Below are 25,147 nucleotides of genomic sequence, written 5' to 3' on the forward strand. Positions count from 1 at the left end.
TAGTACCTGAAGGTGATATTCTAAAGTCTCTAACTTAGTAATCACAAAGCCATTTATATTTGGTTAAATGAATCGCCTAGCTTGGTTAGTGCTATTGCATAAAATCGGGATTGATAATAGTGCCAATTCACCATATTGGAATATTGCTTCCGCCTGCTCAGATTTGGAATTAAATCCGAGTAAAACCATGAAATCAAGATTCAACTTTTCTATGGTAATGAAATAATCTAGAAATTTTACCGGCTTTATAAATTCCACCTCAATGGATTCAGGGAATTTAAGTTCATCCTTATTTTGTCCGTATACAAATACCTTTACTTCCTTCTCTTCTTGTTTAGCTACTTTGGCAATTGCATCAATCGTTTCTTGATAAAAATTACCTTCTTTTAGGCCAACTTTTATTGAACTGCTACTTTCCAGAATATCATCAGGTCTGCGTTTCAAATAACTTGAAACTAGAAAAGTGGGTAAGCAAGTAAAGTGTTTGTTTTGGCATCCATATTTAGATTCAAATTGTCCCTGGATTTTCTCTCTTAGTTGTGATGAACTAAAAGTAACTGTATTGGTTATTTTTATGTTGTCTAATAATTGGTCTTCGATTTGTCTGGTACTATCTTCGTTATTCTTGACTCCGTAATTTGTGGCATCGATATCTATTACAAACTTTATATTGGGATTAATTTCAAGTATAGAACTGAATATCTTTTTGCAATCGAATAATAGTGCAGGAAAAACAATATAATCCGCCCAAGCGATCAACTCCATAGAAAGGAAAACTTCATAATCAGCAAAGCTTTTATTGAAATCTCTTTTTTGGATGGAAGTAATGATAGCTGAATGGGTGTCTGAATCATTTAACATTAAATAGGGTAGGTAGGTACGATAGAAACCGATTCGTTCCAAAAGGCATTGCACAAATAGTACATGCTTTTTTCCATCTCCTTTATCAAGTTCAGGGTATTTACACTCTAAACTTGTATCATTTTTTAGATCAGAATAATGACTCATGACTTGCTTTTTAACTTCTTCCGCTTTCATACCTTAACTCATTAATGCTACAATTTCTTTGATTTCAACTTTTCGTACAAACTTCTCTTTGTGATAGAGTAGTGGTCTTAAAACACCATTTTGTGTTTTAAGAATCAAACGAATGTCTATTTCATTTGCTTGAAGAAGTTCTGCTTGAATTTTAATAAAGGCTGCTATTAAGCCTTCAATCATTTCTGAATAATTATCTAACATGTGATTAATTTTTGGTGTGATTTTTACGATAATCACATTCATTTAGAATTTTGCGGGTTAGCTTTGAAATCCCCTCGGGTAGTTGTTGTTTTTGACTTTGATGTGATTGATGACTTTTGATAATATTCAACACACTTTCTACAGATGATCGTTCAACATTTACTTTTCCTGAAATGAATTCTGTGAGGTATAATTCAGCCAAAATTTGCTGATAATGGGTCTCTAGCTTTTTATCTCCAAGAATGTCTTTTTGTAATTGCTTGAAAAGCTTCTGCGGTTTAATTCCATATTTTTCGCAAATAGCTAACAATCTATTATCGAGTTCAATTGATATACTCTCTTTTCCTTTCTTCATTTTTTTTATTTTTAACTTTGAGCGGAACGTTCGGGTTACCCGACCCAAACGTTCCAAATTCTTTCATTTAACAATGCAAATTCTCATTCACTTTCCAACTTCACAATTCACATCATTTAATAATAGAATCTGTCAAAGCAAGCCTTCATAATCAATTAAGTCGATTTTCTTCCCTTCGTCATCATTCTCTTCATCAAACCAACTTTTCTTTTCTGAAGGCAAAAAATCCATGAGTGAATTCTTGTCAACCACTAGTTCACCTAGTTTCGCACTATAATATCCCTGCAAATCACCATTCTGAATGAGATCATCTAAAACCTCCTCACTATAGCCACAAAGATGTAGGTTGGTACTTCGGTTACACAATTGGCGAACACTAATAACACTGCTCATGAATCTTCATTTTTGTTTGTATTAAATTGACAATACAAAGTACCGAGGGATATAAAGTTGTTGTGTAGGGTGTAGAATGTACTAAGGAGTATATACAGGTAACACGGGAGAAACGGTTAGAACGGGGGGGCAGATTGAAATGTGTTGGGAACGAGGGGTCCGGGAGTATCTTTGGTCTAAATTTGTTCAAAAGTTAATTAAAATAAATAGTTTTTTATCTTGATTTTCTTTCCAATACTGTTTGAATAGTGATGAAAAAGTTTCAATAAATGACGTTTCAATCTAAATTCAAACTGAAAAATCTACAAAACAAAAAGTGTTTTTTGATTTCAGAAATATGATTGAACTATAGGAACAGTTATTTGATCAAATAATAGTTTTAAAACTTAGTTCGTTTAATGAAAAAAATGAGCGAAATTGGAAAAAGTAGCAGAAAACACACTAAATTAAATCTAATTAGATTGCATTAATAATTAAACTTCTTTTCAGTTAATATGATTTTTTATATATTTAACAGCTATGAATTTGAACTACATCCTTACGTTAATTATACTTTTAATATTCAAAGTAAGTTTCGCTCAAGACTATCAAAATGAAGTCATTCAGCTTATTAAGCCTCGAGGTATTTATCTAAATGGTGGGCTTAGGGCTTCTTTTGGAGGAAAGTCAAGAACATATATTAAAGTAGACTTACCTCAAAATACAGTTAAATGGTATTATAGTTTTTCTACAGAACGAGGAGAAAGTGGAACTCAAAATTTGAATTTAGCTATACAGCTTTCTTCAATGATGGTAGCAGGTCCAATTGGTTCAACTTCAATTAATATGTCAGGCGTAGAGGTTCCTGCGGGTTCAGCGTCTATAGATGTTTATTTGTGTGATCGGGCAAATATTGACGCCTTCATAGAAAAAGTAGATAATGATGGTGGTACTTTTTATTACACTATGGAAGGAACTACTAAGAATACTCGACAAGCTATTGTCGAGGTAGATGATGTTACATCAGGTACTATTTATTTAGGATTGAAAAATCCTAGTATGAATGATGGTGTTAACATTAGTATTGAAGTTGTTGCTATTCTTGCCAAAGAGTTAGAAAAGTCTGAAGACCAGCAAAGAGCAGAGTTGTATGCAGGCTTAGGATGGAAGCAATTTGAACAAGGAGAATATGAAAAATGCATTGAATTCTGCGACAAGGCAACTGCAGAATATGAATTAGGTTGGGTTCTTGCCAATAAAGGCCTAGCTCAGCTCATGCTAGAAAGAGAATCAGAGGGGATGGAAACATATGTGAGTGCTATTACATTAATTACGCAGCAACCTTATTCAGAATATATTTTAGGAGAATTAATTAATGACATTGAGAAAGCATTGCTGATTAAACCGAATTTATCTCATGCTAATGATGTAAAGGAATTAATGCAACTAAAATTGAAATTGAGGTAAGGTTAATTGAGTCTTTCTATTACATTGTTTAAAGTGCATTTGAGATTGTAATTTCTTAGTAAACCAAGTATAAAAATTACGGTCAATATTGAGTAATTGCCATCACAATAATAATAGATATCAACAGAAAAAGAAATCCTGCTTAATTCTAACAAAAGTATTGGTAGTGTTTCTTTTTTAGGTTGTTTAGGGTCGAGCCGAGGAAAAAAGAGATCATTAGGACTGATAAATGTGTTTGGATTGTTTTCATTCACCGCAATGTAGAATCATTAATTCAAATCAATGAGCAAACGCTTGCTGATCCAACCCGATTGATGCGTTGTTATATCAACAACATAATTCCAATAAGGAACTTCTCCTACTTTGATTAACAAAGTGCCACTTTCAACCAATGTCAATTTGTTACTATCATCACAACTGTCAGGCTTTGTTCTCAAATAGCTCCCTTTTGGGAGTAGATACAACTTTCTTTTCTCTACTTTGGATTCGATTTGTTCTATTTGCTCTTTAGGGTATATAGAATCAATAATTGAATCCCAATTTGCTTGAATAATTGGAATGAGTACAGTAAATATCAAACTAAGAACAAAAAGCCTTAAAGCAAATACTTTATCACTCTTAGCGCTTTGTTCGAGTATCGTTTTAACGCCACTCAATACTTTATTGACTATTTTATTTTCAAGATTTTCGGTATCAATTCCCTTTAAATCTTCAATTAAGGTTTCAATATTGTTTAATACCTCTCCGTCAGCCTCAAATTCTTGTTGATGCTTGAATTGGTCTAATGTGGACTTTACGGAATTGATTAGTTCATCAAATGAAGTATTCTTGGATACTGACAGATGATGCAATCCAATGTTAGCAGAATCTCTGAGGGCATCCAATAGCTTGTTATTTGTCTTTTGAAACGCAGCTATTTCAGTCCATAAAGGATTCAGCTTTGGAATTAAACTTAACGATTCGTTAATGGTTTTTAAAAAACCGTAAGATTTTACCCAACTTGGATTGACTAATTCCCGCATCTTATCAAGTTCTTTAAAATGATTGATAATAGGTGTATCAATGTAATTTGCAGGAAAAATACTTGCGTTGTCTACAGCCGAAATACTATCTAATAAACTCTTAGCCCGACCATTTATTTTAAGGGCTTCAAACTGAGTTGTTAGTTTATTATCTACTAGGTTATGAAATGGTGAAACTGCTTCAAAGATTTTACTTTGTTGAGAAGACAATTCAAAAATTGGATTTGAGGCTAATTTTGCCATTGGATTATTTTTCATCAGCTTATCAATATAAGGAATCCCCGTTAAACGTTCTAGAGCTGAATTTTGAAATTTGTCCCACATGGCTGAAAGTAATTCGTTAAAAAAATGATGTGATTTGTATTTTCAGTATAAAGGTCAGATTTTAATGTATTTTTTTAAGGAATTTTAGATATTATTTTAAACAAAGAATATGTTAAAACGGCACTTATTCCAGTTCATCATCGAAATCAATATGCTCAATTCTAGGCTTTGAGACTTTTGGTTCTGCATATCTTATAAAAAGCAACTTTATGAGTTGTGCTAAGTTAAACCCATAAATGCAACACATCTATTTAGTAATATTCTCATTCCTATTCTTCCTAGGTTTAATTAAGGTGTAGGCTTCCCATTTTTTTACATAAACAACATGTACGATCAGAATTAAAAATTAACTGAGATACTATCTTTGATGGATTTTTACTCTTATTATTTTTTATAAAGTATATATCAAATTTTCTGAACGAATATTTTATTAATAGTTGAGAATAGAAGTACAGTTGATTAATAATATTTCTTACAACTAAAATACGAAATCCATAAACATAGATACGACTATTGGCCTTATCAAAAGTCGTATCTATGTTTATGGATGAATTTTATTATTCAATTTAAAATGGGTTTGAGTATTCTGAATCCGTCATTAAATCATCATCCGTTAATGTCTTCAGAAAAGCAATCAATGCTTTTTTATCATCTGCAGACAATTGAAGTCCACCACTGTTCAATGGATAAATCAATGCCGGATCGATAGTCGAAGAATTCTTCATTCCTGAATTGTAATGTTCTACCACTTCTTCCAGCGTTTTAAAACGACCGTCGTGCATAAAAGGTGCAGTTAATTCAATGTTCCGCAATGAGGTGACTTTAAATTTCCCCTTGTCATTGGGATCGTTCGTTACTTTCATCCGTCCATCGTCTGTCATATCAGCATCACTATCCAACGCATTGTTCAAATATTTGTCGTTTTCAAAATTTAGAGTGGTGTGACAGTGCGCGCAATCTGCTCCTGAAAGATTTGGAAAACCTGGATTAAATTCTGCGAAGAACAAATACCTTCCTCGCTCCTCCACGCTGTCTAATTGAGCGGTTCCATTTTTATATTTGTCATATTTACTATTCACAGATACGATGGAATTCATGAATTGCTCTAAGGCCAATGAAATCTTTTCAGGGTTAATTTCATCGTTTCCGAATGCACGAGTGAATTGTTGGCGATACACTTCGTCGCCCTTCAATTTATTAACCACATTCGGTAAGGTTTCATCCATTTCTAATGGATCTTGAATGGGCAACAATGATTGGTGTCTCAATAAATGAGCACGACCATCCCAGAAGAACTCGTTGTTGTTCCAAGCCATATTAAAAACGGCCATTGCATTTCGCATTCCATTCAAGTTTCTAATTCCTTCTGAAAATCTTGCAGTATCTGTAAATGCATGTTCTTGTCGGTGACAACTTGCACAGGACTGTGTTTGATTGGCTGAAAGCTTCTTTTCATAAAAAAGCATTCGTCCCAATTTTACGCCTTGAACGGTTAATTTATTATCACTCGAAATAACAGGCTGTTCGAAATTGCCTGTTTTGATTTGATAAGGTGTGCCATCATACACAACGGCAACATCCTTCACTTCATCATCATCTTTTTGACAACTTTGAAGCAAGAATAAACCGAAACATAAAAAAAGGAAACCTTTTGTGAGGGTTGATTTTTCCATAATTACTGTATGATTACTTTCTCAGATCCAATTAGGTTTCCTTCTTTGTAAATGTTAACTAAATAAGTTCCTTTTGTTTCTATTGCAACACTAGCTTGATTGCCAGAAGTAATCGTTTGTTGGCTAATTAATTGACCATTAATTGAAGTTACAATCAATTGATTTCCATTTTGATTATCATCAAATTGCAATACGACATCTTGCTCACTTGGATTTGGAGATATACTGAATTTGATTAATTTATTTTCTTTAATTCCAACTGTTCTAGCGGCAAAAACACTTGTGTTGAAACTACTTAATAAGGTTGCTGCTTCCCCTGTTTCACCATGATTAAATAAGTTGCCATTAATTGTAATACCATTCAATGCTTGTGTATAATCTGCGTTCAACTCGATAGTGGTATTCGTACCAATTTTAAAACCTGCTGTTGAAATAGTTTGAGTATTGTAATTTCTATTACCCAATGCATGAATTTGCCAGCCTGTAGTCATAGATGCACCTGTCATTCCTTCAAAAGCGGCGAATCTGTAACCTGCTGCCCACCCCCAATGCATGGAAGGAGATTTTGGAGCCAATGCGTGATTCATTGGCCATAAGTCAGGATCACCATTATTTACAGCTGCATCTACACCCGTTCCGAAAGAAATACTCTCTAAAGTGGTTATATTAAATGAACCCAATAAAACATTAGTAGTAGTTCCTGCATCAACTAATATATAGGTATTTAACGTTGTGTCTTGTCCACCATCATATTTCAAAGTAATTTCAGAGATGTAATATTCTAATCGTTGAAGATTAAACGAGTTGGAAATATTATTAGTTGCTGTTTGATTATAAGCAAAATTTGAACTCCCTAATTTATGGTTAATCTGTAGGTAAATATTTTGCTGAGCTTGTATTGTTATTGCGATAATCGCAAATGCTAAAAGTAGTTGTATCTTTTTCATTTTTATATTTTTATGTGGTTATGTTGTATTTTTAGATTGACAATTTTAGTTGTCTGAAATCAAAAAAAGCTATAATCGAAAAGACTGAACTCTGAGAAATATTGGAGGTTCAATCAAAAATGGATCTTTATGAGAATGTGTTATTGATTGAAGATCAGAAATAAGGTTTGATTGAGTTGAAGTTTCAATCCGAATAACTGATGCTGCTAATTCTACTTTTTCTTGCTTTATTGTAGTTTCAGGGTTTTGACCGTTTATCAAAACTTGATTACTACCACAACAGGATTTGTTTTTTAAATTGAATCCTTCTTTTTTTGGAGTCCCAAAATACTTTTCAAAGTTGCAAACTTCGGCCTCACTAAATACAGCAATATCTGACAATTCACCTAAACAATAATGCATACTTACTTTCAAACTCGTAGAGCTTAAAATAATTTGGAGCATTAAGAATATTGAGAGGATGATTTTCATTATTATCAAATTTAACATTTTTTTAATGTAACATCACTATTGATAATTATTTCTTGTCTAAGAAATGGGTTTTAAACCTTAAAATCTAACAGATAATCCACCACCTGCTCCGAAACGACTATCATAGCTACCCATAAGAGAGAAATTTCTTGATAAAAAATATTCAACTCCTGCAGACCATGTTATTTCATCAGTTAAGTTTGCGACTGTTCCATCTTCGTTTTTCAAATTATTCACCCATCCAAAATCGGCCTGATATTCATAATTTCCAAATATGGCTGTTCGAGGAAAAATAAGAATTTCTCGACTTAACCTAAATTCAGGTCTTAGTTCATTATCAATTCTAACATCGAGGTTAAATAAGTAGGGTGTTAAAAATCGAATTCCAGCTACTGCTGTGGTATTTGCTTGCTCATTATTCTTTTCAAATTTATTCTCCGCATTTAATCCTATAAAAACTCTAAAATAATCGTATAGGTAGCGTTCGTAGGACAATTCAAATTCAAAGTTTTCATTCCAACCATATTCTCCTGTCAAGTTAATCTGATTATAAGTGTTGGAAGAAACTAAATTTAATTCAGTCAGGTGTGTAGCTGCTTCCAGTGTTCCCCACGAATAAAAATGATTACCTTCATTCGTTACTTTTTTTAATGGATAAGGTTTCATTCTTGGATCGCGAATAGTGTCATAACTATAAATTCTAGCCATACCAGCCATCATATGGTATAAAACATGACAGTGAAAAAACCAGTCCGAATCTTCTACTGCATCGAACTCAATAACCACCTTTTCCATTGGTGCCACATTAACAGTATGTTTTAAGGGAGAATAGTCTCCATTTTCATTTATCACTCTAAAGAAGTGACCATGTAAATGCATGGGATGATGCATCATTGTTAGATTGTTTAATGTAATTCTAACAATTTCACCCTGCTCAATTTTAATTTTATCTGCTTTAGAAAGCGGAACCCCATTCATGCTCCAGATGTATCGCCACATATTTCCAGTTAAATTTAAAAGCACTTCTTTTCGTGGTTTATTTTTGTTGAAATCGGATTTCTCAGGAGATTTTAGGTAGTTGTAGTTGTACTCAGAATACATGTTCATTGCATTCATTTCAATTTTGCCATCGATTTTAGCTTCGGACTCTGCTGAGCTTGGTGAAGGTGTCAATGCAGGCATTTGCATTTTATCGTTCATCTTCATTAAAGTATCAGCAGTCATTTCCGTACCGCCCATTTTCATAGACGTGTCGAATTTCATATTCTTTATTTTATGATGATTATGTTTTTCCTTTTTATCACCATTATTCATTTTTGAATGATCCATGCCTTTCATTTCTCCATTCATTTTCTGCATTTGCATGCCCCAATTGTCCATCATTTCTTTTGGCTTTTCTATGGTGGGCATAAACTTCATAGCAGGAGCACCCATGCGCATATCCATTTGAGCCATTTTTTGCATCATCATGATTTTATCGGGAGGTGGCAATATTTCAGCTTTTAAAGTATCTATACCATTTCCAATATAAGTCAAGCTATGTCCTGAGCCATCTTGCGCCATTGCCCGCATTTCAATTGTTTTGCCTTCTGGGATTTCAATAATAAAATCATAGGTTTCAGCAATAGCTATAAAGGTTTTGTTGTGTTTCACAGGAACTACATCCAGTCCATCAGCAGAAATAATAGTTGGATCGTTTCCACCAAAAGTCATCCAAAATTGTGAAGAAGCTGAACCGTTAATGATTCGCATTCTTACTTTTTCACCACTTTTATAGTCAGAGTTTGAGTTGATTTGTTCTCCATTGCTCAAAAAGGCTGGGTAATAAATATCGGCTATATCCGCTCCTTCCATACGCTGTTTCCAAAAGTTAAGTTGAGCTCCCAAAGCACCTCTTTTTATAACCATTCCTAGTGGAGTAGACGTTCCTTTTTTCATTCCGTACCATTCATTTCCTCGTTTTAAATTTCGAAGTACATTCATTGGCTTTTGGTTGGTCCAGTCAGAAAGCACAACTACTAATTCTTTATTGTAGTCATTTCTTTTTTGTTTGGGTTGGATTACAAACGAACCAAAAACACCACTTTGCTCTTGAAGCATGGTGTGTGAATGGTACCAATAAGTACCTGCTTGTTTGATTGGAAATTCATATTTAAAAGTTGCACCAGGTAAAATTGGGGGAGTAGTTAAATATGGAACTCCATCTTGAAAATTGGGTAAAATCAACCCATGCCAGTGTACAGATGTTTCCACATCCATTTCATTGGTCACATAAATCACGGCATAATCGCCTTCTGTAAATTCTAGTGTTGGGCCGGGAGTAGTTCCATTAACGGTCATTCCGATTGTCGGTTTTCCCGTTTTGTTAACCAATTCTTTTTTAATGGTTAATCGGTGTGTTGTAGTGTCATTCTGCGCAAAAATAAAGAGCGGTATAAACACTATAAAACTAACTAGGTTGAGGTATCTTTTGAACATGTTTTATGAATTTAAGATTCTGAAGTCTCTTGTTTTATACTATCGTCTTTTTCATAGCCATGCCCAATACAAAGGAGAGTCTGAGAAAAAACAATAGGTAAAGTATTTTAAGATGCAACTTTTTCATTTACATCAATAATTGATATACAGAGTTAACACTAATGTAATTGATACACCAAAACCTCTATATTAAAAAAGAAAGCCTCTTTTATAAATAGTTTTATAATTAGAGGACTTAGCTTATGTAAATTTCTCATTCACTTCAAGTTTATTCTACTGAAATTACCTCAAGTGACATATCACATTTAGAGCATTTGTCGCCCTTATGTCCTTTTACATCAGGATGCATCGAACAAGCATGTGTCATCTCATTAGTGGCTTCATGATTCATTTCATCGTGGTCGTGCTCCCCTTCATTTCCCATCTGTTTATGCTCTTCGCCTGCAGCATGTTCATGGCTTACCTCTTGATGTTGTTTTTCTCCACCACAGGAAGTGAATGTTATTGAAGTTGCAAATAAAAAAGCTGCAACAGTTGTCATTTTTAAAATTGGTTTTTTCATAATATTTAAATTTAATAAGATTTCTAATTTTTAATTTGCTTTTTCAACAATTGTGCATTTATAGCTACAACAATCGTACTTAAACTCATAAATACTGCCCCAATTGCAGGTCCTAATACAAAGCCTGATGAATAGAAAACTCCTGCAGCTAATGGAATAGCAATTACATTGTAGCCAGTAGCCCAAACGAGGTTTTGAATCATTTTTCGATAAGTTGCTTTTCCGAATAGAATCAAGTTGGCAATATCTTGTGGATTGCTATTTACCAAGATAATATCAGCAGTTTCAGCCGCAACATCAGTGCCTGACCCAACAGCAATACCCACATTTGCTTGTGCTAAAGCTGGTGCATCATTTACTCCATCTCCTGTCATGGCTACAAATTCATTTTCGCTTTGAAGTTTTTGCACAATCTCTACTTTTTGATGAGGTAATACCTCAGCAAAATAGCCATCTAACCCAAGTTTGTCACTTACTGCTTTTGCAGTTTTTTCATTATCACCTGTGGCCATTAATACTTTTATATTATTCTTTTTAAATACCTTAATTGCGGCTGCAGATTCAGGTCTAATTTCATCAGCCAAGGCAATATAACCTGCCAGTGCACCATCTACCAAAACAAATACAACTGTTTCAGCAGCATCGCTATAGGCATCTTTTGGAATAGTTATTTTTTCATCTCTCAAAAAGCCGGGACTAACTACCTTTATTTTTTTCCCTTCTACATCAGCTTCTACTCCTTTACCTGTAATGGCATTGAAATTTTCAAGCTTAGGAATATTGATATTATTCTCTTTTACTTTTTTTACAATTCCCACAGCAATTGGATGTTCAGAGCTTTGCTCCAATGAACTTGCTAGTCTTAAAATCTCTTCAGAACTATATTTTTCATTTATCGATTCAATTCGTGTAACTCCAAAATCGCCTTTTGTTAACGTACCCGTTTTGTCAAATAACAAGACGGAGATTTTACGAGACTCTTCAAAAGCTGTTCTATTCCTAATTAACAAACCATTTTGAGCCGATACTGCAGTTGAGATTGCTACAACCAAAGGAATGGCAAGCCCTAATGCGTGAGGACAAGCGATAACCATAACAGTTACCATTCGCTCTAGGGCATAAACAAAAGGAAAACCAAGGATCAACCAAACAGCAAGTGTGCCGAAACCTATAGCAAGAGCAATGTAGGTTAGCCATTTGGCTGCACGATCAGAAAGGTTTTGCATCTTAGACTTTGTCCGTTGTGCCTCGTCTACCATTTTAATTACCTTGTTTAGGTAACTGTCTTGTCCGGTATGCTCTACCTTAACTTTTAAGATACTATTACCATTAATAGATCCACCAATAACCTTATCGTGAATTTCTTTTTTTACCGGTTTAGATTCGCCTGTAAGCATTGACTCATTCAAATAACTTGAGCCTTCTGAAATAATTCCATCTGCAGGAACTTTTTCTCCAGGTTTAATTAGTATAAGATCATTTTTAAGCAGGTCCTCTAACTTCACTTCCTCTATATTTTCCCCTTTAATCCGATGAGCTTCTGAGGGCAACATACTTACCAATAATTGAAGAGCTTTTGAAGCACCTAATACCGATTTCATCTCTAACCAATGACCCAATAACATAATTACAATAAGGGTACTTAATTCCCAGAAAAAATCTTCTCCATCTAAGCCAAAAACAGTAGCAGAACTATAGAAGTAGGCAACACTAATTGCCATGGATATGAGTGTCATCATACCGGGCCCTTTTGACTTTATTTCAGTGTAAAATCCTTTTAGGAAAGGCCATCCCCCCCAGAAGTAAATGAAGGTGGAAAGTGCAAAAAGTATATATGGATTGCCGGGAAGTAAAAAATCATAACCAAAAAATCCTTGGATCATTGGCGAAAAAAACAAGATCGGAATGGTAATGACAGTAGATATCCAGAAGCGTTTCTTAAAATCCTCTACCATCATTTTGTGATGATCATGTCCCATGTGTCCGTGAGAAGGATTAGAACTGTGATCATTACCATGGTTCATTTTAGAATGATCTTCCTTATTGTGATTCATCTGTTGGTGTGAATGCTTTTCCATTATAGTTGTATTTTATTTTGATTGAGGGTATTTTAAATTTAATTTTTCGAGATATTCGACCATGGTTTTTGCAACCTTGTAGTTTCTATACCATCGTTTATCTGCAGGGATGATGCTCCAAGGAACATGGGTGCAGTCTGAAATGATCCGATTATATACCTTTTTATAATCATTCCATTTTTTTGCCGCCTTTTTATCTTCTTCATCATATTTCCACCTCTTGTGGGGCTCTGTAAGTCGCTCCTCTATTCGTTCTGCTTGTTCTTCTTTTGAGATATGAAGGAAAAACTTGACCACATGAATATCGTTTTTAAGAAGATGTTCTTCTACTTGATTAATGAGTGCATACCGATGGTTAATTCTTTCTTCGTCAATGGTATTGTTCACTGTGGGAACAAGAATATCTTCATAATAAGACCGATTGAATACTTGTATCATGCTTTTAGCAGGAATATGTGGATATACCCGCCATAAAAAATCATGTTTCTGTTCTTCTTCAGTAGGTTTTTTGAACGATTTTACCTGAAGTCCCATTGGGTTTATACAACTCATCACATGCCTTATTGTACCATCTTTGCCAGAGGTATCCATTCCTTGTAGAATTATCAGCAATCCAAAACGTCCATCGGCATAGAACTTATTTTGTAATTCAAATAGCTGTTTATGAAAAACAGTAAGTTGTTGCTTACATTCTTTTTTTGTAAAGCCTTTTGGTGGCTTAGTTGATATTTCAGTTAATTTCTCCATAACTTATTGTTTCAGTTTAACTGTAAAGTATTCTCCCGATGGTTCTTTAAAAACTTGTTTCAATACTCCTTTGTTGGGATTGATCTGTTCTCTGAGAACATAACTTATCGTATTAACATTCAATCCAAAGAGAAAAGACTTTATTGTTATTGTAGATGTCAAAGTGTAAGTGTCGGAATCAGGATTGTAAGCCACAACTTTACGATTTGCTATAGTCCCTTCACTATTGGTTCCGAAAAAACCAAGAGCACCACCTTCAATCAAAACAGTAAACGAAATGTTATCTAATGTTAAGTCAACTTTCATCGGACTAGGATACAGTCCAAATTTACTATTTAATTGAACCTTAACTATCTTGTCACTACTAAATGCTGCAAAAGGAAATATATTCATTAATATTTTTTCGTCTTTTGGGTTACAGGTGTATTTGGTTTCTGAACTATCTTCTATATTTCCACTTTTGCTGTAATTGTAAACCTTCACATTTACAGACAATTTATCTTGAAACCTATTTATTTTACCAACCTTCAATAGATCTTTACTTATGACATTTCCCGATTTATCAAAGCTTTCTCTTAGGTAGTTATTTCCTTCCATTTGAAGTATCAACATTTCCTTACCCTCTTGTGCAGAAGATAACAAAATGCTAAATGAGCATATGAATATGAAACTTACCAACTTCATATATGGTGCATTAATTTTTTTACTTCAGAAGCAATTGTTTTGCTTAAATCTATCTCATTCGTGGTGTGAGGAATGGTATTGCAACTTACAATTCTCTCAACACCTGATTCTAATAAGTCTTCGTAGGCATTTCCTGAAAAGACTGCATGGATTCCAATACAAATTGGCGATTTCATTCCTGCATTTTTCAAATGTTGCACAGTTTCGATCATGGTTCTTGCCGTAGAGATAATATCATCTACCAGTACCGGTGTAGCATCTTTGTATTTCTCTATATTAGGAACAGAAACTTCTACATCACGGTCGCCGTGTCGTATTTTTTGAAGCACAGTAAATGGAGCTTCAGCTGTTTTTGCCACTTTAGAAACCCATTGTTCACTTTCGCTATCGGGTCCTATCAACACAGGGTTTGGTATATTTTCTTTAATCCATTTTGCAACATCATCCGCAGCATGTATTACCGTATTTGGTATATGATATACTTCTCCAAGCGAACTGATTCTGTGTAAATGAGGATCTATAGTAGTAACGCTATCCGCAAATCCTGAAATGAGTTTTCCGAAGTATTTTGCAGTAATACCTTCTCCTTCATGAAAAACCTTGTCTTGCCGCATATAGGCCAAATATGGGGCTACTAAACAGGTACACATAGCACCCAATGACTTTGCCGTATTACTCAAAAAATAGAGTGGTAAGAGTTTAGAATCAGGTTCGTGAAGAGTAGCAACGATCACTACACATTTTCCTTTTACATCTGATAGAATTTGAGTGTAAGACTCTCCATCGGGGAACTTCCTGAAATTGGATTCTCCAATTTCAGCATCTAAATGAGATGCCAACTTTTGAGTTAATTTTTCATTGCCTTCTAAGGCAAAAAGTATTATTTTCATTTTATTACTTTTAGTTAATTGTCAATATATTATCGTGTCTTTTCTGGTATTCTAAGGCATAATCCAACTCTCCTTTTGATTCTGCATAAATGGTGTAGAGTAGCTGTTCTTCTTTGATCTGATCTCCTAAGTGTACTTTAAATAATATGCCTGCTGATGGAGATTGTGGAGCTCCTGAAAGCTTGGCTAGTTTGGCCAGTTTTCGATTATCAATCGCTTTTAGCGTTCCAGACCTCTCTGCTTTTATATCATGTTTATAAGGGGCTAATTCAGGCTGATTGAACCTTCCTTGAGCTTTACAGATTGCTGTAAATTTCTCCATGGCTTTACCTGATTCTAATAGTTGCTTAGCAATCTTAGTTCCTTTTCCAACTTGAACTTCTCCAGAAAGTTCCAACAATTCTCCCGCTAAAAACAAGGCTCTATTTTTAAGATCTTGCGGAGCAGATACTTTATTTTCCAGAACACTTAGGATATCAAAAGCTTCCAAAGCAGGTCCAATTCCTTCTCCTACCGGCTGACTGCCATCGGTAATTACTACTTTTACTTTCAAACCAACAGCATCGCCAACTGTTTCCATGTGGCTTTTTAGCTTTTCGGCCATTTCTATATTCCTCACTTTGGCAGTAGGCCCAACTGGTATATCGATCACAACATGGGTTGATCCTGCAGCAGCTTTTTTAGAAAGCACAGAAGCAATTAACTGTCCTTCGCTATCAATATCTAATGCCTTTTCAATCTTGATTAGTACATCATCTGCAGGACTCAATTGTGCAGTACCACCCCAAACAAAACACCCACCTTCTTTTTCTACTACGGTCTTTATTTCTTCTAAGGAAAGCGTCACATTGGTCATAACTTCCATTGTATCTGCTGTGCCTGCGGGCGAAGTGATGGCTCGCGACGATGTTTTTGGCATCGTAAGTCCATAAGCAGCAACAATGGCAACCACTAATGGGGTGGTTCTATTCCCAGGTAATCCGCCAATGCAATGTTTATCAACTACGATTTCATTGTCCCAGTTCAGCTGCTTGCCTGAGGCTATCATTGCTTTAGTAAGGTCAGATATTTCTTCAATATCCATTCGATTACCAGCGCAGGCTGTAATAAATGCCGAAAGATGGATGTTGGAATAGTTGCCTTCAACGATATCCATTACGATTTCGTTAAACGCTGAATAATCCAATTTTTGATTATAGATTTTCGCTCTGACGTGTCTTAACGAATCAATAGGTTCTAAATGTGACACATATAAGGTGTCATTTTCAAAAACATTTAGTTTTTTTGCAGCAGCTTCTGATAAACCGATTTCGTTAGGCAACAGTAGATCTGAATTTATAACGTTGAGACTTGCTACAATTGAATGGGTTGACTTTGATATCCTTATCCTTGTGAGTGCTTCAAAACCCTCGGAAATACATACGTGACAATCTTCCCGCATGTAAACTACGTTTTCGTTCTGGGTATAGATGCCGAGATGTTTATATTTTAGGATATTTGAGTGTTCTTCCATAGTTTTAATTTTTTGTAGTTTCAAGCAACTATTTTATTTCTTCAATATTATAAAGTTGTGGGATTTCAGCATCCCAATCATAGGTCTCCTTTATGCCTTTCTTTAGTGCTTCTGCACTTTCTTTTTCACCGTGTACAATGAAAATCCGCTCTGGCTTATTTTTTATTTTACTCATCCAATCCATAAGTTCTGCGTGGTCTGCATGTGCGGAAAGTCCTTCAATATTTGCGACCTGCATACTGAATGGCACCCATTTGCCATAAACTTTTAACTCCTTATCTCCTTCCAATAATTTTCTTCCACGAGTTCCTTCAGCTTGGTAACCCACAAAGAGCAAAGTGTTATTCGGGTTTTGCGCTTGGGTTTCAAGGTAGTTGAGCATTCTGCCACCAGTAAGCATTCCACTTCCAGCAATAATGATTTTTGGTTTGTTATCGGTTCTTAATTCCATTGTTTCACGATAGCTGCTTACGACCGTAAAGTGTGAACACATTTCATCACAATCATTGTCTTCCAACCTGTGCCAATCTCTTGTGCGATGGAAAAGTTCCAATACATTCGCCCCCATTGGGCTATCCATTATCATTTGTACTTTTGGGATTTTCTTTTCTTTCAATAATTTCCAAAAAATCAGCATCATTAGTTGGGCCCGTTCTACCGAAAAACTTGGAATGAATAGGCTGCCACCTCTATTGATAGTGTCATTAACCAATTTTTCAATCTGCGGAAGTGCTTCCGCTTCGTCAGGATGAAATCTTCCTCCATAAGTAGATTCTATGAAAAGCACATCCGCTTTTTTTGGTTTTAGAGGTGGAAAGAGCAATAAATCATTGGTTCTTCCAATATCTCCAGAAAAGACAAAACGCTTTCCGTGGACGTCCAACTCGATGAAAGTTGCACCAAGAATATGACCGTTGTATTGGAAACGAGCTCTAATACCCTTAAACAACGGTATCCATTGTGCTTGAGGAATTCCCCTAAAATGTGGAATGGTTTTTTCTACATCTTTTAAATCGTACAATGGTTCAGCAGGACTGTGTTTAGAATAACCTTCTTTGTTGGCTCGCTCGGCTTCTTGTTCTTGAATTTTCGCACTATCGTTCAAAATTATTTTTGCAATGTCCAAAGTGGGATTAGTGCCATATATGGGGCCATTAAACCCTTGTTTTATTAATCGTGGTAAATACCCTGTGTGATCCATATGCCCGTGTGTGAGTAATACAATATCAATTTCCGAAACTTCAATCGGTGGATATTCCCAGTTTTTAAGGCGCAATTCTTTTAAACCTTGAAAAAGTCCGCAGTCAATCAGTATTTTTTTATCTCCTGTGTCCACTAAGTATTTTGAGCCGGTTACTGTTCCTGCCGCTCCCAAAAAGTGGATGTTTATTTTATTGTTTTTCATCTTTATATTATTTATTTAATGTCAACTACAGCAGGAAGCTGAGTTTCCATTTTCTTGTTTCGATTCGTTCAAATCTGCTATTTCATCATATAAATTGCGATAGTCATCTTTAATTAATTTAGCTAAGTTCTTTACGGATTCTGGTTCATTATTTACCATTTCAAGTAATATAACAAAGGCTTCTTCAAGTAGCTTTCTGTCATCTTCCAATGCTTGGTAAAAGGGCTCTAAATCTATGCGGTTCTGTTTTTTCAGTTTATCAGTTTCCAATGGTTCTATTTTTAGATTAAAAATTGATTTAGTTCTTTAATAAATTCTACATAGTTCTTTTGAATCATCGAGAATCTTTTTGTGTCTTGATTTTGGTACTTCTATTTGTTCTAACATATGGGGAGTTTCATGAAGTTCTTTGCATAATACAATACCTTTATCCAATAATTTTGTTTTTTCGGCTTTGGTAAGCGTTGTTAATGCTGTTAAAGGATGTAAGCCTGCTTTATCAATTCTACTTTTTAAACTATTGTTTGCCGGATAATCCCAACTCAATAGCTTTAAACCGGAACACTCTGCATACTGAATAGCATCAGTAGTAAAACGAGTATTAGTGGCAACCCATCCTTGATGAAATTTAGTTTCATGCCCTTTTTGTTTTTCCCACTTTGCCATTACATCCAAAAATCTAGATTGGATATAAAGTGGGATCTTTACATTGCAAAACCTTCTTTGGTCAGAATGAAATTTGCATTCAATCATATAATGATTGTTGTCTTTTTGGGCAATTACATCAACTTCATGTTGTACACATTTCCCTTGAACTATAACTCCAACTTGAGTTTCAAAACCTTCATGATCTAAAATTTTTCCAATAAATTTTTCAAATGGAAAACCGGAAGGGCCCAGTTCCATAATGGCCTTCTTCAATTTATACTTGGAAGCATGTGTTCTAGACTTATTTTTTAACTTTTTAAACGCTAATCTGTATATCTCCTTGGTAGTCATTCCTTGATATAATATTGCATTTATTCCATCTATAACTTCTTGCACTACTTTACCTTCAGCTCCTGATCGCTCCAATGAATTCCTGAGTTTTGACTCATCAAAAAAGGCAGTTTCGCCTGACATCTTAGTAATTGTGATATTTTGACTCATTGTTTATCCTTTTTTACTTTTATGACTTTCAATATGATGGTTCAATATCTGTTTTAAACTATCCAAGTAATCTGAAAAGTTTTCGATAGTGAGTTTCTTTGAGTTATTTTGAGCAATAGTTACAGGGTTTTCATCCAGATTTCGATACAGTTCGGGGTATTCCTGCTCAATCTTTAAAGTAAGCTCATTAATTTCTTTACTAAGCTGTTGTAATCGTTTCATGTATAAGGTTATTTTACATGAATATTTACACTCAAAATCGGAAAGGAAGAATGATTAACTAAGCTTTCGGTAATGCTTGGGGAGAGCATTTTCATAAAGCCACTTCTACCATGAGTAGTCATAGCAATAACATCAGCTTTTATTTTGTCAGCAAATTTCTGAATCCCCCTTTCTTCATTCAACGCATTGTATGTATTGATGGTGCAATTATCTCTTGGACATTTGTCCCTGAAAGCTTGCATGTTGGCTTCTGCTTCATCACTTTCTTGAAAGTGGAATGGCGTATTCACGTTTAGCAAATGAATTTGTGCATTCATTAATTCTGCAAATGCAATCACTTTTTCGAACGATAGATGTACATCTTCTTGAAAAGTAGATGCGAAGACAATGTTATTTACCTCAAATTTTGCAGGCTCATCTTTTAAAACTAAAACAGGGACTTTAGCATTTCGTATTACTTTTTGAGTATTGGAACCTAGAATTTCTTTTGTACCATGAGCACCATGAGATCCCATGATTATAAAATCATGTTGATGGTGTTCAATGTGGTCTATGATCTCCACCTTTCCTTTGTCAAAAACCAAAAATTCTTTTGAAACGATTCCTTCTTTTTCTGCTCGTTTTTTTAATTCATTCAATTCATTTTTCGCTGTTCCAATCTTTGCTTTTGTTTCAGGATATAGCTCTTCCTTTTCTAAAGAAAGTTTTACCCAATCAGTTGGAGTAGCAAGTAAATGCAAAAAGTGAATCTCAGCATTTGCTTTTTTAGCTATTTCAAATCCAATCTCCTCTGCAACTTTGGCACAATCGGAAAAATCGGTTGGTACTAATATGTTTTTCATAGGTTAAAAATTTATCTCATTTCTATTATTTCTCCTTTTTTAAAGAAGTCAACATTTTATTTTTATCGGGTTTAATTATTAATCATTTTTAATAGCTTTTCTAACTCTTGGTTAATGCCATGTTGTTTCACAACCTGATCAAAAGGAGTTAGTAAAAGTTGATTATTAAAAAATCCGATCATTTTATTTTTTTCTCCTTTTAAGAGTTCATCTATTGCAGCTACACCTGACCTAATGCCTAACATTCTATCAAAAGCCGACGGACTTCCACCTCTTTGTACATGGCCTAATTTGGTAATTCTAAGGTCCACTATTGAATTGATGGCTCTAATTTTTGCCGCCACTTGTTCTGAGCCAATTTCATCGCCTTCAGAAACCACTACAATGAAGGCATCTTCTCCTTCATAGCGACCTATTTTTTGGATCATAGAAGAAAAATCAGTCTGACTTTCGGGAATTAGTATGGCATTGGCAGCAGCACCAACCCCTGAATGAATGGCAATGTATCCCGAATCCCTTCCCATAACCTCAATTATAAATACCCGATCATGCGATTCGGCAGTATCCTTAATCTTGTCGATATTTCCAATGGCAGTGTTTACTGCAGTGTCAAACCCAAGAGTGTAATCTGTTCCTGATAAATCATTATCAATAGTGCCGGGAATTCCAATACAAGGAATATCACTTATTTCAGAAAAGACCAATAGACCATTAAATGTTCCATCGCCTCCAATAGCTATTAAAGCACCTATATCATGTTCCTCAAGTGTTTTTAAGGCAGCTTTTCTCCCCTCTATGGTTCTAAAGCGTTCGCTTCGGGCAGTTTTGAGAATCGTTCCTCCAACATGAACTTTCTTTTCTAATTCACTTATAACCAAATGCACAATATTTCCATTGATCATTCCATCAAAGCCTTTTTGAATACCACTTAGTTTAATTCCATTAGAATCGGCAGCTTTTGCAATACCATAAATGGCCGCATTCATTCCGGGAGAATCTCCACCGGAAGTAAAAACCCCAATATGTCTCAACTTATCCTTCATAATTACAGTTGCTCTTTTATTTCGCCACATTTTGGCATTTTTTCTCCTAAGTATGGGTTGTTGATCTCTTTGCTGTCACTGATCCAGTAGGCACCTATGCCATCAAATGCCATTGGGCAATAGATAGCATAAAGCCTTTTATTAATTTTTAAATCAAAGCTCTTTACAGTGCAATAAACTATTTCGGAAATATGGCTGAAATATGACTGTTTCTCTATTAGTTCAGTAAGATGTAGCATCTCCGACAACTTCTTGGTGTATAAAGAATCATGTTGTTGCCAGGCTTTTTTACCTTCTGCTGCCAACGATTGTTTACCCACCTGTTCTACCTTTTCTTTCATCTGAGTTGTCAGACTATTTATTTTTGTGAGATCCGACTCGAAAAAAGCACTTTTAAGTTCAAGATAGGACTCAATAACAGCTTCTAATTCTTTCTTTATTGAGTCTCCAAGTAAATAAGGTTCTTCCAAAAGCAGAATATCTTGATGTGCAAATTCATCCTTCAGAGATTGATGTTGCTCATGCATGTTACCAGCTACTTTCTCCTCATCTCGACGATCTTCATTTTTTTCATGAGGATGCCCTATATCCATAATTCCTTCTTCAATCGCTTCATGATTTTCACTATCATGATCGCTGCTACTATTGTTGCCACAGCTCCCAAATAGAAGTGCAACAGAGAAGGAAATAATTATCGAAATTGATTTTAATGTATTCATATTGATTGCTTTAAATTATTTTTTCCATAGAACCGATCAAAAAATACACAAGCCGTTAAGTCTCCTGTAACATTTACCGCTGTTCTAAACATTCCTAATAATCGCTCTACACCAATAATGATTATAATGCCTTCGGCAGGAATGCCTGAACTACTTAATACCGAAGCGAGAATAACAACACCACCTCCAGGAATAGCAGGCGTACCAATAGATGCTGCAACAATTGTTATGACAATTACAATAATATTCAGGATGCTCATTTCTAAGCCATAAGCTTGAGCGATAAACAGAGTTGTTATGGTTTGATAGAGAGCAGTTCCATCCATATTTACTGTAGCACCAATGGGAATAATGAAGTTGCTGATGGACCTATCTAACTTTAGATCCTTCTCGGCAGTTTTTAGTGATAAAGGCATTACTGCTGCTGAACTTGTAGTGGAGAATGCCAATAGTTGAACGTCTTTGATCTTTTTCAAAAAGCTAAAGGGATTCGTTTTACCTAAGAGGGCGGCAATTAGTAAATAAATCCCAACCAGTATTAATAATCCAAGAAGCACAACCAGTACATAATAACCTAAACCTGCCAGAGAGCTAAGACCAACACTTGAAGTTAATTGAGCCATTAAGCCAAAAACTGCAATAGGAACCAATAACATCGCCCATTTAACTACGATCATACAAATTTCTTGAACTGCCCCTAATAGCAACTTCACTGGCCTTAAAAAGTTGATTGGAAGAGAAAGTACTGCAATGCCAATAATGACGGTAAAGATCACAATGCTAAGCATTTCTCCACTTACCATAGATGCCAAAGGGTTTTCAGGAAGAAGATTAGAGATCATGTTGGGAACATCATTCAATTTAAATGACAATTCTGCATTTTCACTTCCTAATGAAAGAGCCGCTTCATGTTCTTCAATCGCTTGTTCGTGTAGAAACCTTCCCGGTCTGAAAAGCATGGATAGCACAACACCTATGGATACAGAAATAACAGTAGTTGAAACAAAATACAACAATACGCCTCCTCCCAATCTTTTCAAATTCTCCTTGTCGTTGCTCGCAATACCAATAATTATAGAAGCAACAATTAGTGGGATCATGATCATTTGAACCAACTTCAGGAATAGAATACCGGGCAATGCCAACCAATTGCCTAAAGTATCGGCCGTAGTTTTGTTTACCCAACCATTTTGAGGACTTAACAATAAACCCAAACCAACGCCTAAGAATAAGGCAATAATTACTTTTAGCCATAGTTTTCCTTCTACCATTTTTTGCAGGTAGCTATTCAAGGAAGTTAAAGTCTTCAATTCTGTGTCAAACATGTTTATTATTTAATAGTCTATTTAAACAGACCTCTTTCTTTTAGTTTTCCGATCTTTTTGCTCAAATAGGTCAAGGGTCCTTTTATCTCAAAAGCTCCATCTCCCGAAGCATATTGACGAGCATATTTATCAATTAACGGATAGGCAATAGAAACATCATTTTCAGACAGATCCAATTGAAGTAATTCTTCTTTAAACTGTGAGTAGGATTTATAGCCCATAATGTTGACCACTTCTAAGTAAACCGTATCTTGTTGTAATTCAATATTTATTTTCTTGTCAGGAACAGCTCCTACTGTTAAATAATAATAGTGTTCCTGATGCTGAACGGTTGAAAACAGAATAGTATCCTCCTTATTCATTTTAATTTCAAAATAGCCATTAGCATCCGTAGTAGTCCCTTTTTTACTGCTCAGATTATAAATATTCACATAACTCAACAACATAATTGAGTCGGCACTGCAACTGACAGTACCGCTTATTTTTGTTCCATAAATAGAGGTCTGAGCCTTTAGTTCACTAGAAGAAAATAGAAAAAGGCTTAATAGGAGTATTCCTGTGTATGCGATTTTTTTCATTTTAATACATTTAAAGATTCATTAGTCTTTTTGATTGAGTTTTCTGCACTCTTTTCAATCCCTGTTAATGCTCTTATGGCATCGATCGTTTCAGGAATAACTATAGCCTGGTTATCTACCACATAAGCGTAAAACAATTCATCATCTACTACCTTTAGCATATCTTGCCAAAGTGCCACTTCATACATATCTCCGTAAGGTCTGCCTATAGAAAGCATCCATTCCTTAATGGTATTATTGGCTGTTAAACCGTCTTTGTAATTAATTAATTTAATTCTCGTAGAGGTTTTAAATGCGGCCAGTACTTCTTCTTTGGAGGCTTTTTTGGTCAACTGCACATTCCAATAATGCAAGTGACTTAGTGTTTGAGGCACCTTTACCGCAGTAGTAATAACATCCAAATCAGCATCTACCGTTTTTGCATCAGGTCCTTGATGACTTGGAATTTCCTTCTCGGGAACTAAGGTATTCATGATGCCACCCAAATGGCTTTCCCATGGGTCTGTAGCTCTTCGTAAAAGGGTTCCTCGGGCTTTCTTCAGCAAACCTGCTTTTTTCAATGCAGTTAGCGTACGAAGAATGGACGTTGTATTACAGGAAACTACTCTTGTAGCATCTAACCCAATGGCAGATTCATAATTATTCTCTGCACTAAAAGAATGTCCTGTTACTTCATGTTTTTCTCCCCCATGAACAATGAATTTTCGATTTGCTGTTTTGTATTTCTCTATGTTCTTAGCAGCAACATTTTTTGGAGTACAGTCTACAATAAGATCTGAATTTGCTATTAAATCATCCAAATTTCCTCTTATTGGAATACCTGCAGCAGTCATTTGGTTCTTATAGTTATCATCAAAAGCGAAAACAGCATATTCTTTTTCAACGGCCATCTTTATTCGCCAATCTGAGATCACATCACAAACGCCTATTAATTCCATATCGTTTTGTAAAGCAACGGCATCTGCCACTCGTTTGCCGATTACCCCATATCCATTAATTCCTATTCTAACTTTATTCATTTTCTTGTATTTATAGTGAT

Annotated in this window: 26 protein-coding genes; 1 reads left to right on the plus strand and 25 read right to left on the minus strand. The window is 35.1% G+C overall.

Annotated elements, in window-relative coordinates; all coding sequences use genetic code 11:
- Positions 1-63: 63 nt before the first annotated feature.
- From ACTB0X_RS13465 to ACTB0X_RS13480, 4 genes are all read right to left on the minus strand, one after another.
- On the minus strand, positions 64-1,038 hold the full coding sequence (locus tag ACTB0X_RS13465) for a hypothetical protein (RefSeq protein ID WP_463025560.1): 975 nt from the start codon (positions 1,036-1,038) through the stop codon (positions 64-66).
- Between the two features lie 3 nt (positions 1,039-1,041).
- The gene (locus tag ACTB0X_RS13470; protein ID WP_463025561.1) at positions 1,042-1,242 is read right to left on the minus strand and encodes a hypothetical protein; all 201 of its coding nucleotides are present in this window, start codon (positions 1,240-1,242) and stop codon (positions 1,042-1,044) included.
- 4 nt (positions 1,243-1,246) lie between these two features.
- Positions 1,247-1,597: a hypothetical protein gene (locus ACTB0X_RS13475; protein WP_463025562.1), complete on the minus strand. Its 351-nt coding sequence runs from the start codon at positions 1,595-1,597 to the stop codon at positions 1,247-1,249.
- Positions 1,598-1,729: 132 nt separating this feature from the next.
- Positions 1,730-1,990 (minus strand): hypothetical protein, encoded by a 261-nt coding sequence (locus ACTB0X_RS13480; protein ID WP_463025563.1) that lies wholly within the window; start codon positions 1,988-1,990, stop codon positions 1,730-1,732.
- 525 nt (positions 1,991-2,515) lie between these two features.
- Between ACTB0X_RS13480 and ACTB0X_RS13485 the strand changes: the two genes are divergently transcribed.
- Positions 2,516-3,436, plus strand: coding sequence for a hypothetical protein (locus tag ACTB0X_RS13485; protein ID WP_463025564.1), 921 nt, complete (start codon positions 2,516-2,518; stop codon positions 3,434-3,436).
- Between the two features lie 269 nt (positions 3,437-3,705).
- Here the strand turns inward: ACTB0X_RS13485 and ACTB0X_RS13490 are convergent, their stop codons facing one another.
- From ACTB0X_RS13490 to ACTB0X_RS13590, 21 genes are all read right to left on the minus strand, one after another.
- A complete protein-coding gene (locus tag ACTB0X_RS13490; RefSeq protein ID WP_463025565.1) occupies positions 3,706-4,701 on the minus strand; it encodes a hypothetical protein in 996 nt (331 codons plus the stop codon).
- A 647-nt stretch (positions 4,702-5,348) separates the two neighbouring features.
- On the minus strand, positions 5,349-6,455 hold the full coding sequence (locus ACTB0X_RS13495) for a cytochrome-c peroxidase (RefSeq protein ID WP_463025566.1): 1,107 nt from the start codon (positions 6,453-6,455) through the stop codon (positions 5,349-5,351).
- A 2-nt stretch (positions 6,456-6,457) separates the two neighbouring features.
- Positions 6,458-7,402 carry an MbnP family protein gene (locus ACTB0X_RS13500; RefSeq protein ID WP_463025567.1) on the minus strand — a complete coding sequence of 315 codons (945 nt, stop codon included), beginning with the start codon at positions 7,400-7,402 and terminating at the stop codon, positions 6,458-6,460.
- Between the two features lie 69 nt (positions 7,403-7,471).
- Positions 7,472-7,873: an HYC_CC_PP family protein gene (locus ACTB0X_RS13505; RefSeq protein ID WP_463025568.1), complete on the minus strand. Its 402-nt coding sequence runs from the start codon at positions 7,871-7,873 to the stop codon at positions 7,472-7,474.
- A 78-nt stretch (positions 7,874-7,951) separates the two neighbouring features.
- Complete coding sequence (locus ACTB0X_RS13510; RefSeq protein ID WP_463025569.1) at positions 7,952-10,351, minus strand: multicopper oxidase domain-containing protein; 2,400 nt, start codon at positions 10,349-10,351, stop codon at positions 7,952-7,954.
- Positions 10,352-10,619: 268 nt separating this feature from the next.
- Entirely contained in the window at positions 10,620-10,892 is a 273-nt protein-coding gene (locus tag ACTB0X_RS13515) for a heavy metal-binding domain-containing protein (protein ID WP_463025570.1), read from the minus strand.
- Positions 10,893-10,936: 44 nt separating this feature from the next.
- The gene (locus ACTB0X_RS13520; protein WP_463025571.1) at positions 10,937-12,991 is read right to left on the minus strand and encodes a copper-translocating P-type ATPase; all 2,055 of its coding nucleotides are present in this window, start codon (positions 12,989-12,991) and stop codon (positions 10,937-10,939) included.
- A 12-nt stretch (positions 12,992-13,003) separates the two neighbouring features.
- Positions 13,004-13,738 carry a PPK2 family polyphosphate kinase gene (locus tag ACTB0X_RS13525; protein ID WP_463025572.1) on the minus strand — a complete coding sequence of 245 codons (735 nt, stop codon included), beginning with the start codon at positions 13,736-13,738 and terminating at the stop codon, positions 13,004-13,006.
- A gap of 3 nt (positions 13,739-13,741) precedes the next feature.
- Positions 13,742-14,422: a hypothetical protein gene (locus ACTB0X_RS13530; RefSeq protein WP_463025573.1), complete on the minus strand. Its 681-nt coding sequence runs from the start codon at positions 14,420-14,422 to the stop codon at positions 13,742-13,744.
- A complete protein-coding gene (locus ACTB0X_RS13535; RefSeq protein WP_463025574.1) occupies positions 14,419-15,312 on the minus strand; it encodes a ribose-phosphate pyrophosphokinase in 894 nt (297 codons plus the stop codon). Before ACTB0X_RS13535 ends, ACTB0X_RS13530 begins: the two co-directional genes overlap by 4 nt.
- A gap of 10 nt (positions 15,313-15,322) precedes the next feature.
- On the minus strand, positions 15,323-16,825 hold the full coding sequence (locus ACTB0X_RS13540; protein WP_463025575.1) for a thymidine phosphorylase family protein: 1,503 nt from the start codon (positions 16,823-16,825) through the stop codon (positions 15,323-15,325).
- A gap of 28 nt (positions 16,826-16,853) precedes the next feature.
- Positions 16,854-18,230: an MBL fold metallo-hydrolase RNA specificity domain-containing protein gene (locus tag ACTB0X_RS13545; RefSeq protein ID WP_463025576.1), complete on the minus strand. Its 1,377-nt coding sequence runs from the start codon at positions 18,228-18,230 to the stop codon at positions 16,854-16,856.
- Positions 18,231-18,251: 21 nt separating this feature from the next.
- A complete protein-coding gene (locus ACTB0X_RS13550) occupies positions 18,252-18,500 on the minus strand; it encodes a hypothetical protein (protein WP_463025577.1) in 249 nt (82 codons plus the stop codon).
- Between the two features lie 36 nt (positions 18,501-18,536).
- Positions 18,537-19,379: a restriction endonuclease gene (locus ACTB0X_RS13555; protein ID WP_463025578.1), complete on the minus strand. Its 843-nt coding sequence runs from the start codon at positions 19,377-19,379 to the stop codon at positions 18,537-18,539.
- A 3-nt stretch (positions 19,380-19,382) separates the two neighbouring features.
- A complete protein-coding gene (locus ACTB0X_RS13560) occupies positions 19,383-19,601 on the minus strand; it encodes a hypothetical protein (protein WP_463025579.1) in 219 nt (72 codons plus the stop codon).
- A gap of 8 nt (positions 19,602-19,609) precedes the next feature.
- A complete protein-coding gene (locus tag ACTB0X_RS13565; RefSeq protein WP_463025580.1) occupies positions 19,610-20,443 on the minus strand; it encodes a universal stress protein in 834 nt (277 codons plus the stop codon).
- Positions 20,444-20,514: 71 nt separating this feature from the next.
- The gene (locus ACTB0X_RS13570; RefSeq protein WP_463025581.1) at positions 20,515-21,516 is read right to left on the minus strand and encodes an ATP-dependent 6-phosphofructokinase; all 1,002 of its coding nucleotides are present in this window, start codon (positions 21,514-21,516) and stop codon (positions 20,515-20,517) included.
- A complete protein-coding gene (locus tag ACTB0X_RS13575; RefSeq protein ID WP_463025582.1) occupies positions 21,489-22,205 on the minus strand; it encodes a DUF3347 domain-containing protein in 717 nt (238 codons plus the stop codon). The genes ACTB0X_RS13570 and ACTB0X_RS13575 overlap by 28 nt, the downstream gene beginning before the upstream one ends.
- Positions 22,202-23,530 carry a dicarboxylate/amino acid:cation symporter gene (locus tag ACTB0X_RS13580; RefSeq protein ID WP_463025583.1) on the minus strand — a complete coding sequence of 443 codons (1,329 nt, stop codon included), beginning with the start codon at positions 23,528-23,530 and terminating at the stop codon, positions 22,202-22,204. The genes ACTB0X_RS13575 and ACTB0X_RS13580 overlap by 4 nt, the downstream gene beginning before the upstream one ends.
- A gap of 17 nt (positions 23,531-23,547) precedes the next feature.
- A complete protein-coding gene (locus ACTB0X_RS13585) occupies positions 23,548-24,108 on the minus strand; it encodes a carboxypeptidase-like regulatory domain-containing protein (RefSeq protein WP_463025584.1) in 561 nt (186 codons plus the stop codon).
- A complete protein-coding gene (locus ACTB0X_RS13590; protein ID WP_463025585.1) occupies positions 24,105-25,127 on the minus strand; it encodes a type II glyceraldehyde-3-phosphate dehydrogenase in 1,023 nt (340 codons plus the stop codon). Before ACTB0X_RS13590 ends, ACTB0X_RS13585 begins: the two co-directional genes overlap by 4 nt.
- Between the last annotated feature and the right edge of the window lie 20 nt (positions 25,128-25,147).

The organism is Acidiluteibacter sp. (genome assembly GCF_055129545.1).